Origin of the sequence: Rhodobium orientis, from assembly GCF_003258835.1 — a bacterium.
Lineage (GTDB): Bacteria > Pseudomonadota > Alphaproteobacteria > Rhizobiales > Rhodobiaceae > Rhodobium > Rhodobium orientis.
In genome coordinates this window covers 1-10,383 of sequence record NZ_NPEV01000090.1, presented here as the reverse complement: position 1 = coordinate 10,383, position 10,383 = coordinate 1, and the positions used below count along the sequence as shown (strand labels likewise).

The following is a 10,383-nucleotide window of genomic DNA, read 5'->3' as shown; positions in this document are numbered from 1 at the left end:
GCCGGCCGAGCCCCCCCCTGAAGGCTGCGGAGATCGCGCCTCTGCGTGCGCATGCGAACCGGCCTCGTCGGGTCGGATGACCTTGTGAGACGTGTTCCGGGACCCGGAGGTGCCGGCAAACCTGTCTGATCGACGTCTTGGCGGTCCACACGCAGATCATGCGGCGGCCGCGGCGCGGCGACATATTGGTGATCCGGGATGGGGGCCGGGCCGATCGGTCGGCGCGGGATGCGCCGAACGGGATCGGCAAGCTCAACGAGCGGGGCTCGGCCGTGACATTGCCGGCACGAGCATCGACACACCCTCACCGTTCGGCAGGCTGCCCTGCATCTTCATCGGTGCCTGGCAGAGCTCGAGCGTAAACGTCGCTCGCGGCGCCCGATCCGAACGGCCTCAAGGAGGCATGGAACGGATCGGCTGCTACCAGCAGCAAAAGCCGCCGTCGACGAGGAGGTCGACACCGGTGCAGTAGGACGCCGCGTCGCTGGCGAGGAACACGGCCGGCCCGACCATCTCGTCGACGGATGCCATCCGGCCCATCGGCGTCTGGCTCTCGAATTCCTTGGTCTGGTGGACCATTTCCGGGCGCGTGTTCATCGGCGTCGCAGTGTAGCCGGGGCTGATGGAATTGACCCGGATGCCGCGGTCGACCCACTCCATCGCCATGCTCTTGGACAGGTGGATGACGCCGGCCTTGGAGGAGTTGTAGTGCACCTGCATCAGGCCGCGATTGACGATGACGCCGGACATGGAGGCGATGTTGATGATCGAGCCGCCCCCATTCTTCAGCATCGCCCGCGCCTCGGCCTGGCAGGACAGGAAGACGCCCTTCAGGTTGATCTCCATCAGCGTGTCGAACTGCTCCTCCTCCATCTCCTCGGCCGGATTGGCGTTGGCGATGCCGGCGGCGTTGACGGCGATCCTGAGCGGGCCGAGGTTGGCCTCGGTCTTGGCAACCGCATCGGCGAGCGCGGCCTTCTTGGTCACGTCGGCGGTGATCAGCAGCGCCTTGCGCCCGGCCTTTTCGATGTGGGAGGCGGTGTCGGAAAGACCGTCGTCCTGGCGCCGGTCGAGGCAGGCGACATCGGCGCCGCACTGGGCAAGGCCGATGGCGATGCGCTGGCCGATGCCGCTGCCGGCGCCGGTCACCACCGCGGTCCTGCCGGAAAGATCGAAGAGCTTCGGCGCGTTCAGTGTGATGTCTTCCATGTTTCTTCCCTCAGGCTCTCAAGGGCGCCCGACCCTCGCCCATCGGCAGAAGGCCCGCGCCGTCAACTGGTGGCCAGCTCCATGACCGAGACTTCGCTCGCCTCGTTGCGTTCAAGGATGCCGGTCTGGCGGCCGTGCGACATGACGAGGATGCGGTTGGAGACGCCGAGCACCTCTTCCAGGTCGGAACTGACGACGATCACCCCGACGCCCCGTTCCGCCAGCTCCACGATGATGTCGTAGATCGAGGAGCGGGCGCCGACGTCGATGCCGCGGGTCGGCTCGTCGAGGACGACGATCTCCGGTCCGCGCGCCAGCCACTTGGCGATGACGAGCTTCTGCTGGTTGCCGCCGGACAACTCGTCGGCGTTCTGGTGCCAGTAGCCCTTGACGCCGAACCGCTTGATGGCGTCCTGGGCGAATTCGATGAGCCGCTTCTTGCTGACGATGCCGGCCGCGGAGATCGACCGCTTGTTGGCGTAGCCGAGGTTCTCCGTCAGGCTGTGCTCCAAAACGAGCCCCTGCAGCTTGCGGTCCTCCGGCACCAGCACGATGCCGCGGCGGATCGCATCGGCGGGCTTGCGCGGGGTGATGTCCTCGCCGTCGAGGCGCACGCGGCCTTGCGAAATCGGATCGGCGCCGACGAGGGCGCGCACCAGTTCCGTGCGCCCGGCGCCGACGAGCCCGGCGATGCCGAAGATCTCGCCCTTCCTGACGTCGAAATTCACGTCCTTGAAGGCGCCGGTGGGCGCGCTGAGGTCTTCCACCTCAAGGACGATCTCGTCCTTCGGCTCCGGGATCTGCGGGAACATGCGGCCAAGCTTGCGCCCGACCATGCTCTCCACGATCGCGCGCACCGGCACGTCGCCGCTGTCGAACTCGTTGACCTTCTCGCCGTCGCGCAAGACGACGATGCGGTCGGAGACACGGGCGATCTCTTCCAGCCGGTGGGAAATGTAGATGATGCCGACGCCCTCGGCCTTCAGCCGCTTGATCTGCTCGAACAGCTTTTCGGTCTCCGCACCGCCGAGCGCCGAGGTCGGCTCATCGAGGATCAGGAGACGGGCGTTGAGCGCCAGCCGCTTGGCGATCTCGATAAGCTGCTGGGCCGCCGTCGACAGGCCGTCGACGAGGCGCGTTGCCGGGATCTTGAGGCCGAGCCGGTCAAGCTGCTCCTGGGCGTCGCGCACCATCTTGGCGCGGTCGACGACGCCGTTCTTCGTCGGCCAGCGGCCGACGAAGACGTTTTCGGCGATCGACAGGTGCGGCAGCAGCCGTAATTCCTGGTGGATCAGGCCGATGCCGGCGTCGATCGCCTGGCGCGGCGAGGCCGGCTCGAACGGCTCGCCGAGCCATTCCATCCGCCCCGTCGTTGCCTGGATCGAGCCGGCGATGATGCCGGAAACCGTCGATTTCCCGGCACCGTTTTCGCCGAGCAGCGCCACGACCTCACCTGCATGCACATCGAAGTCGATGCCGTGGAGGACCTCCAATTGGCCGTAGCTTTTTCTGATGCCCTCAAGGGAGAGGATCGGCTTTTGGCTCGGTGAGGTCATGGCGCCGCGTTCCCGTTGGATCACGGATGGTTTTCGATGAACGGCCCGACGTTATCCTGGGTCGTCAGTGTCGCTTCCAGGAGCTGCTCCTTGGGAACGTCCTCGCCCTTGACGAGAGCGATGGCGCTGTCGACGGCCAGACGGCCCATATACTGGGTCTGCTGGGTGGCGGTCACGTCGAAGACGCCGTCGCGCAGGGCTTCGAGCGCCGCGGTATCACCGTCGAAGCCGGCAACCCAGATGCGCTGCGGCAGGTTGGCGACCTTGACGGCCTGGGCAGCGCCGAGCGCCAGCGCGTCGGCCTGGCCCCAGACGATAACCGTGTCCGGATGCGCCTGCAGCATGTTCTGGGTGAGCTGGAAGCCCTCGTCCTGCGACCAGATCTGGCTCCACTGCTCGCCGACGACCTCGATGCCCGGGAATTCCTCGCGCGCCTCAGCGCAGCCCTTGGCCCGGTCGACTTCCGGCGTGGTGCCCTTCTGGCCGTGCACGATCAGCATCTTTCCTTCGCCGCCGGCCTGCTCGAAGATGTGCTTGCAGACATTGTAGGCCGACTTGACGCTGTCGGAGGCGATGAAAGTATCGCCCGGCTCGCCGTCGGCATTGCGGTCGACGTTGACGACCGGCACGCCCTGGGCATGGGCCAGGCGGGTCGGCACGGTCGCCGCCGCGGCGCCGGCCGGGATGTAGATCAGGGCATCAATGTTCTGCGTCAGCAGGTCCTGCACCTGGTTGACCTGGGTGGCGCTGTCGCCCTTGGCATCGACGGTGATCACCTCGATGCCCTTGGTCTCGGCATAGGCCTCGACCGACTGCTTGATCTGGTTGAAGAAGTTGGCCTGCAGGTTGGCGACCGCAAGGCCGATCTTGTCCGGCTCGTCGGCCGAGGCGGCGCCGATCGTGCCGAGCGCCGTGGTCGCCGCCAGGGCGAGTCCCAGTACCTTGTTCTTGAACGTCATTCGAAGTCTCCTCCATTGGGGTTTGTCGAAGCCCCCGCGCCTTTGGCGGCGACCCCGGGTCTGCCAGACCCTTTGCGGGCAGGTTATTGCGGGCGGACTGGTCGTCAGTCGGCCTCTGGCGAGATTCCTCACTTTTTCCTGAATGCTTCCGCTGCGACCGCGAGCGCGATGACGACGCCGATGACGACCTGCTGGGTGAACGGCGAGACGCCGAGCAGATTGAGGCCGTTGCGCAGCACGCCGATGATCAGCACGCCGACGACCGTGCCGGCGATGCCGCCGGTGCCGCCGGAAAGGCTGGTACCGCCGATCACCACCGCGGCGATGGTGTCGAGCTCGTAGGTGAACCCGGAACTCGGCTGGACGGAATCGAGGCGGGCGGCGAGCACGACACCGGCAAGCCCGGCGAGAAGGCCGGACACGACATAGACGCCGATCGTCGCCAGCTTGACATTGATGCCGGCGAGCCGCGCGACCTCCGCGTTGCCGCCGATGGCATAGAGGCTGCGTCCGCCGGTCGTGAACCTGAGGAACAGCCAGCCAAGCAGGAACACCACCATCATCACCCCGACGGTCACCGTCAGGAAGCCGCCATGGCGGATGATCGCCATCAGGTTGAACCATGCGGGGAAGCCGACGATCTGCTGGCCGTCCGTGATCATGTTGGCAACGCCGCGGGCCATCGACATCATCGCCAGGGTGGCGACGAAGGCCGGCACCCCGAACCCGGTGACCAGCACCCCCGAAACGACCCCGGTGAAGGCGGCGACGAGGAGCGCGCAAACGATCGCCAGCGGCAGCGGCACGCCCATGTAGTTCGAGAGATACCCCATCACCATCATGCCGAGGGCGAGAACCGAGCCGACGGCGAGATCGATGCCGCCGATCAGGATCACGAACGTCATGCCGACCGCCATGATCCCGAGCACGGTGATCTGGTCGAGCACGTTGAGCATGTTTCTGACGGTGAAGAAGGAGTCGGTGGCCACCGCGAGAAAGGCGCACAGCAAGACGAGGCCGATCAACGGACCGGTTGCTCCGCGAAGGGAGAGCAACGCCTTCAGCCTTGGCGCAGACCGGCCGACCATTGCAGAGTCGCTCATGCGTTTCCCCGTTAAGAATATTTATGCACGTTGTTAGAAATATTCATACTAAGTCATTCGGGGATTGTCAATTGGCAGGATATGCGCCCAATAGTCCCATTACCGGTCGGCCGTCGGCGCTTGACAGAACGCAATTATGCATCGATAATTATACGCGAATAAATATTCAGAAAGAAGCTACCCCGATGCAAGATCTCAAGGCCATCGCAAACCGCATCCGGCGGCGTGACCTTCAGGCCGTGTTCGAAGCCGGCGCCGGTCATATCGGCGGCGAAATGTCGGCGATCGACATCCTCACGGCGCTCTACTTCCATGTCCTCGATGTCGACCCGACGGCCCCCAAGAAGCCCGACCGCGACCGTTTCGTGCTGTCCAAGGGACATACCGCAAACGCGCTTTACGTGACACTCGCCGAAGCCGGATTCATCCCCAGGGACGAGGTCGCGACGTTCCTGAAGCCCCATTCGCGCCTCAACGGCCATCCCAACTGCACGAAGGTGCCGGGCGTGGAGACCAATACCGGGCCGCTCGGACACGGCCTGCCGGTCGCCGTCGGCATGGCCAAGGCGGCGCAGATGAGCGGCGCTTCCTGGCGCACTTTCGTCCTGACGGGCGACGGCGAGATGCAGGAAGGCAGCAATTGGGAAGCGGCGATGGCCGCCGCCCAGTTCAAGCTCGACAATCTCACCCTGATCATCGACCACAATCGCCTGCAGCAGGGCGCGCGGCTCGCCGACACCAACAACCTGGCGCCGATCCCGCCGCGCTTCGAAGCCTTTGGCTGGGCCGTCGTCGAGATCGACGGCAACGACATGGACGCCATCGTCGGCGCCCTCGCCCCTGAGGCCCGCGTTGCCGGCAAGCCGAAATGCATCGTCGCCCACACCAACAAGGGCCAGGGCATCTCGTTCATGCAGGACCGGGTGGAGTGGCATCACAAGGTGCCGAGCCGCGAGCAGTACGAGCAGGCGATGAAGGAACTGGAGGCGGCCGCCCAATGAATGCTGAGACCAAACTCTACGACTGCCGCGACGCCTTCGTCGGCACCCTGGAGGCGCTCGCCGAAGCGAACCCGGAGATCGTCGCCGTCTGCAACGATTCCGTCGGCTCCAGCAAGCTCGGCGGTTTCCGCGACCGATGGCCCGACCGGCTGGTCAATGTCGGCATCGCGGAACAGAACATGGTCGGCGTCGGCGCCGGCCTTGCCAATGGCGGCAAGCTGCCGTTCGTCTGCGGCGCGGCCTGCTTCCTCACCGGCCGGGCGCTGGAGCAGATCAAGGCCGACATCGCCTATTCCAACGCCAATGTGAAGCTGTGCGGCATCAGCGCCGGCATGGCCTATGGCGAACTCGGACCGACCCACCATTCGATCGAGGATTTCGCCTGGCTGAGGGCGCTGCCGAACCTGCCGGTGATCGCCCCGTGCGACCGCGCCGAGACGGCTGCCGCGACCCGCTTTGCGGCAAGCTATGAGGGGCCGCTGTTCCTGCGCCTCAGCCGCGTCGGCGTCCCCGACATCCTGCCCGACGATCATGAATTCGCGCTCGGCAAGGCCAACCGCCTGCGCGAGGGTTCGGACCTCACCATCATTGCCAACGGGGTCCTTACCCACCGGGCGCTTGCCGCGGCCGATCTCCTCGCCGGCAACGGCATCGAGGCCCGGGTCCTCAACATGGCGACCGTGCGCCCGATCGACGAAGAGGCGATCGGGGCGGCAGCGGCAGACACTGGCGCGATCCTCACCTGCGAGGAGCACACGGTCTTCGGCGGCCTCGGCAGCGCCGTTGCCGAAGTCGTCGTGCGCGGCCGGCCGGTGCCGATGGAGATTCTCGGCGTTCCCGGTATCTTCCCGCCGACCGGGTCTGCCAACTTCCTTCTCGATGAGTTCGGAATGTCGCCGGAGGGCATCGCCGAGCGCGCGATGGCGCTCCTCAAACGGAAAGCGTAGCTGCGATGACAGAGCGTGCCATTCTCGCCGTTGACCAGGGCACCACCAACAGCAAGGCGATTCTGGTCGCCGAGGATGGCCGCGTTCTGGCCCGGGGCTCTGCCCCGGTCCCCATCGAGCACCCCCGCTCCGGCTGGGTGCAGCAGGACGGTATCGCGATCTGGAAGAGCGTCACCGACGCCATCGCGGCCTGCCGGAAGGCCGCCGGCGATGTCGAGATCACCGCCGTCGGCATTTCCAACCAGCGCGAGTCGGTGCTCGCCTGGGACCGCAGCACCGGCCAGCCGATCGGCCCGGTGGTCACCTGGCAGTGCCGGCGCACTGCGGCTGCTTGCGACGCCCTGCGCGAGGCCGGCCATGAGGAAAAAATCATCGCCCGCACGGGCCTGCCCCTCGACCCGCTGTTTCCGGCGCCGAAAATCCGCTGGCTGTTCGACAATCTGCCGGACGGCCATGACCCGGACAATGTGTGCGTCGGCACGGTCGATTCCTGGCTGATCTGGAATTTCACCGGCGGCGCCGTCCATGCCTGCGACCGCTCCAACGCCGCCCGCACCCAGCTCTTCGACCTGGCGTCCGCGTCATGGGACGAAGAGCTCTGCGACATCTTCGGCGTTTCCGCGGCCCATTTGCCGCAGGTTTTCGATTCTTCCCACGTCTTCGGAGTCACCGCTGACGTTGCCGCCCTGCCGAACGGCATCCCGGTCGGCGGCGCCATCGGTGACTCCCATGGCGCCCTCTTCGGCCATGGCGCCTTCGGCGCGGGCGACGGCAAGGTGACCTTCGGCACCGGTTCCTCGGTGATGACGACGATCCCGCAATTCGTCGCCCCGCCCTGGGGCATTACCACCACCATCGCCTGGTCGCTGAACGGCACCTCCACCTTCGCCTTTGAGGGCAACATCCTCGTCAGCGCCTCGGCGCTGCCCTGGGTCGTCACCCTTCTCGGCCTCAAGGACGTCGCCGAATTGCTGGACCTGGCGCAAACGGTGGACTCCGCCGACGGCGTCGTCCTGGTGCCGGCCTTCGTCGGCCTCGGCGCGCCGCACTGGAATGCCGAGGCCCGCGGGCTGATTTCCGGGCTCGGCTTCAATTCCGGACCGGCCCATGTCGCCCGCGCGGCGGTTGAGAGCATCCCCCTGCAGGTCGCCGACGTCTTCCGGATCGTCGAGCGCGACGGCGGCGCCAAGGTCGGGCGGCTGTTCGTCGACGGCGGACCGAGTTCCAACACATTCCTCATGGGCCTCGTCGCCGGCTATCTCGACCATCCGGTGATCATCTGCGAGAGCACCGAGGCTTCTGCGCTGGGCGCTGCCTACCTGGCGGGCCTTGCCACCGGCATGTGGGAGTCGCTGGAGGCGATCTCGAAGCTTTCGGTCGGCACCGAGACCCTTTCGCAAGCGATGGACCCGGACATACGCCAGAAGTCACTGGATAACTGGCACCGGGCGATCGCCCGTTCGACGCTGAAAACTTGACTTGGAGAGATGTTCGGGGGAGTTCGGGAGTTTCGCTGAACCATTCGGAGAATTGCGATGGCCCGGATCAACGAACTTCGCCTGATCGCACGGGTTGCACAGATGTACCACGTGGAAAACAAGCGCCAGGCGGAAATCGCCAGGCACTTGCGCCTTTCCCAGGCGACGGTCTCGCGGATGCTGAAACGGGCCCAGGACGAAGGCATCGTCAGGACGACCATCGCCGCGCCGTCCGGCACCTACGGCGACCTGGAGACCGGCCTTCGCGAACGCTTCAACCTGCCAGAGGCGATCGTCGTGGAATGCGCCGAGGACCGCGACGGCGCGATCATGGCGCGCATCGGCGAGGCGGCCGCACATTTCCTTGAGGTGACGCTGCAGACCGGCGAAGTGATCGGCGTGTCGAGCTGGTCCGAGACCATCCTGAAGATGGTCGACAACATCCATCCGATGAAGACCGGCAAGGCGAAATACGTCGTCCAGACGCTGGGCGGCATGGGCAATCCCGCCGTCCAGACCCACGCCACCCAACTGACCACACGGCTCGCCAAGCTGACCGGCGCCGAGCCCCGCCTTTTGAGCGCGCAAGGGGTCGCCCAGTCGCGCGAGGCCAAGCTCGTCATGCTGAGCGATCCTTACGTGCGCGAGACGATCGACCTGTTCAGCAGCATCACGCTGGCGATCATCGGCATCGGCGCGGTCGAACCGTCGCGCATGCTGGCCAGCAGCGGCAACGTCTTTTCCGCCGGCGAGCTCTCCGACGTCGCCGAGGCCGGCGCCGTTGGCGACATGAGCCTCAGGTTCTTCGACAAGGACGGGCGGATGGTGAAGACGCCCCTCGACGACCGCGTCATCGGCATGGACATGGCCCAGCTCGGCAAGGTCGAGCGGGTCATCGCCCTTGCCGGCGGAAAATCGAAGACCCGGGCGATTGCCGGGGCATTGAAGACCGGTGTCTTGAGCATGCTCATCACCGACAAATTCACGGCCGCGCGTTTGCTCGACCGCGAGCAGGAGTTTGAAGAAGGAGCGGAAGTGGCATGAAACGTTTCGAAGGAAAGACCGTCGTCGTCACCGGTGGCAACAGGGGCATCGGCTACGCCGTCGCCGAGCGCTTCGCCAGCGAGGGCGCCAATGTGGTGATCGCCTCCATCGAGGAGCAGGTGAACGAGGCGGCCGAAAAGCTCCGCGCGTCTACCGGCGCAAAGATCCTGCCCGTCGTCTGCAACGTCACCGACATCGACGCCGTGAAAGCGCTCTACGACGCGGCGGAGGCCGAATTCGGCCCGGTCGACATCTCCATGCAGAATGCCGGCATCATCACCATCGCCAAGATCGAGGACATGACGGAGAAGGAGTGGGACGACGTCATGGCGGTCAACACCAAGGGCGTGTTCCTGTGCTGCCAGGAGGTGATCCGGCGCATGCGCAAGAACGGCACCAAGGGGCGGATCATCAACACCGCGTCGGGCCAGGCCCGCGAGGGCTTCATCTACACGCCCCACTACGCGGCCTCCAAATTCGGCGTCATGGGCATCACCCAGAGCCTTGCCAAGGAAGTCGCCGAGGAAGGCATCACCGTCAACGCCATCTGCCCGGGCATCATCTCGTCCGACATGTGGGACTATAACGACCGGGTCTGGGGCCAGATGCTCGGCGACTACGGTCCCGGCGAGCTGATGGCCGAATGGGTCCAGAACATCCCGATGAAGCGGGCCGGTACCGGCAAGGACGTCGCCGGCCTCGTGGCGTTCCTTGCCAGCGACGACGCGGAATACCTGACCGGCCAGACGATCAACATCGACGGCGGCCTGATCATGTCCTGATCCGACGGCGCGCCGGCGCCGGCGCTCAATCTGCCGGCATCGGCGATCGCCCGAAGGATCTTTCCGCCAGCAATCCTCCCGGCACCAACTGCACGGCCACGGACCTCCCCGTGGTCGTGCATTTTTCGGCCGCGGTGGAGGGCGCCGGGCGCTTCCTTGCGTTGCGCGGACGCTTCGAAAGAAGCCAAGAACGACGCCCCGGGGCGCCAGGGGGATTTCGCATTGGCGCAAAACGATCTATCGAACGGCAGTTCTGGAATGGGAGTTTGAGACGATGACGGATCTCGCACGGGTGGTCGAAGCG

At 65.8% G+C, this 10,383-nt stretch carries 9 protein-coding genes; 5 read left to right on the top strand and 4 right to left on the bottom strand.

Translation table 11 applies throughout. The annotated features are described in order from the left end of the window. Positions 1 to 420: 420 nt before the first annotated feature. The 4 genes from CH339_RS23075 to CH339_RS23060 all read right to left on the bottom strand — a co-directional run bounded on the left by CH339_RS23075 (position 421) and on the right by CH339_RS23060 (position 4,827). Positions 421 to 1,209, bottom strand: a complete 789-nt coding sequence (locus tag CH339_RS23075; protein WP_111436766.1) for an SDR family oxidoreductase — start codon at positions 1,207 to 1,209, stop codon at positions 421 to 423. A gap of 62 nt (positions 1,210 to 1,271) precedes the next feature. After that, positions 1,272 to 2,765 (bottom strand): sugar ABC transporter ATP-binding protein, encoded by a 1,494-nt coding sequence (locus CH339_RS23070; protein WP_111436767.1) that lies wholly within the window; start codon positions 2,763 to 2,765, stop codon positions 1,272 to 1,274. 20 nt (positions 2,766 to 2,785) lie between these two features. Continuing rightward, a complete protein-coding gene (locus CH339_RS23065) occupies positions 2,786 to 3,724 on the bottom strand; it encodes a sugar ABC transporter substrate-binding protein (RefSeq protein ID WP_111436765.1) in 939 nt (312 codons plus the stop codon). 128 nt (positions 3,725 to 3,852) lie between these two features. Next, positions 3,853 to 4,827 (bottom strand): ABC transporter permease, encoded by a 975-nt coding sequence (locus CH339_RS23060; protein WP_201240857.1) that lies wholly within the window; start codon positions 4,825 to 4,827, stop codon positions 3,853 to 3,855. Between the two features lie 185 nt (positions 4,828 to 5,012). Between CH339_RS23060 and CH339_RS23055 the strand changes: the two genes are divergently transcribed. Genes CH339_RS23055 through CH339_RS23035 form a run of 5 tightly spaced genes read left to right on the top strand, consistent with a single transcriptional unit; the run spans position 5,013 to position 10,079 of the window. Next, the gene (locus CH339_RS23055) at positions 5,013 to 5,828 is read left to right on the top strand and encodes a transketolase (protein ID WP_111436763.1); all 816 of its coding nucleotides are present in this window, start codon (positions 5,013 to 5,015) and stop codon (positions 5,826 to 5,828) included. Beyond that, a complete protein-coding gene (locus CH339_RS23050) occupies positions 5,825 to 6,775 on the top strand; it encodes a transketolase family protein (RefSeq protein WP_111436762.1) in 951 nt (316 codons plus the stop codon). The genes CH339_RS23055 and CH339_RS23050 overlap by 4 nt, the downstream gene beginning before the upstream one ends. Before the next feature lie 5 nt (positions 6,776 to 6,780). Further along, positions 6,781 to 8,253, top strand: a complete 1,473-nt coding sequence (locus CH339_RS23045; RefSeq protein WP_111436761.1) for an FGGY family carbohydrate kinase — start codon at positions 6,781 to 6,783, stop codon at positions 8,251 to 8,253. A gap of 57 nt (positions 8,254 to 8,310) precedes the next feature. Next, the gene (locus tag CH339_RS23040; protein WP_111436760.1) at positions 8,311 to 9,297 is read left to right on the top strand and encodes a sugar-binding transcriptional regulator; all 987 of its coding nucleotides are present in this window, start codon (positions 8,311 to 8,313) and stop codon (positions 9,295 to 9,297) included. After that, positions 9,294 to 10,079, top strand: coding sequence for an SDR family NAD(P)-dependent oxidoreductase (locus CH339_RS23035; protein WP_111436759.1), 786 nt, complete (start codon positions 9,294 to 9,296; stop codon positions 10,077 to 10,079). Before CH339_RS23040 ends, CH339_RS23035 begins: the two co-directional genes overlap by 4 nt. Positions 10,080 to 10,383: the final 304 nt, after the last annotated feature.